1 protein-coding gene is annotated in these 807 nt (G+C 66.5%); it reads right to left on the reverse strand.

The features are described from left to right. Nucleotides 1–807 (reverse strand): RHS domain-containing protein (locus PO605_RS30870; protein ID WP_272207355.1); only part of this gene is annotated, 807 nt, incomplete at both ends.

Below are 807 nucleotides of genomic sequence, written 5' to 3' on the forward strand. Positions count from 1 at the left end.
GCCTGGTGGATGCCTTGCGGGTTGTATTCCTGCAGCACATTGCCCCAGGGGTCCAGCTTGGCCGCCCAGGCGACTAGCCCCCGTTGGTCGGTCAGGGCCATGGGCGTGCCCAGGTGGTCGCAGTGGTAGTGGTGGATGGCGATGCGGGCGTGCTGTTCTTTTTCCTGTTTCTGCAGTTTTGCCTGCATGCCGCTGAGCAGGCGTGTAGTGCTGTCTGCCTGTTCGCCCAGCATGGCCTGGGCACTGGGCGGCAGGCCGTGGTCCAGGGTGTGGCGCAGGTGGCGGGCTGCGTCTTGCTGCATGTCGCGCGGCACGGCGTCGAGCATGGTTTGCATCAGGGCCAGGGCCGGCGCGTGGTTGGGGTCGTCCGGGTCGGGCAGGCCTGCGGCGATGGCTTGCACCAGCAGGTGGGGCTCGTCTTGGGGGTCGCCGCTGGCCGTGGTGCTCAGGCGCACCAGGGGCGTGAAGCTGCCGGGTTCGTAGATGGTGTGTTCTATGTGGCGCGTGTCATCGCCATGCTGCAGGCGTTCGGTGTGGATGAGGCGGTCGCCGTCCCAGCCGTAGTAGTGGGTGCGGGTGGGCAGTTCCGTGTCTGCGCTTTGCACTTGCTGCTTGAGCCTGCGGCCCAGGGCGTCATAGGTGTAACGGCTGTGGTGGCGCAACTGCTCGGCGTTGCCCTGGATCTGGCTGCTGCACACGGCAATGAGCTGGTGCGCTCCGTCGTAGTGCAGTTGCTGCTGGCTGTGGTCTGCATGCATTTGCGCGATGCGGTTGCCGCAGGGGTCGTAGCGCCAGACGCGGTCTTCG

The sequence above is a fragment of the Delftia sp. DT-2 genome, from assembly GCF_028401915.1.
In the GTDB taxonomy this organism is placed as follows: Bacteria; Pseudomonadota; Gammaproteobacteria; order Burkholderiales; family Burkholderiaceae_C; genus Comamonas; species Comamonas tsuruhatensis.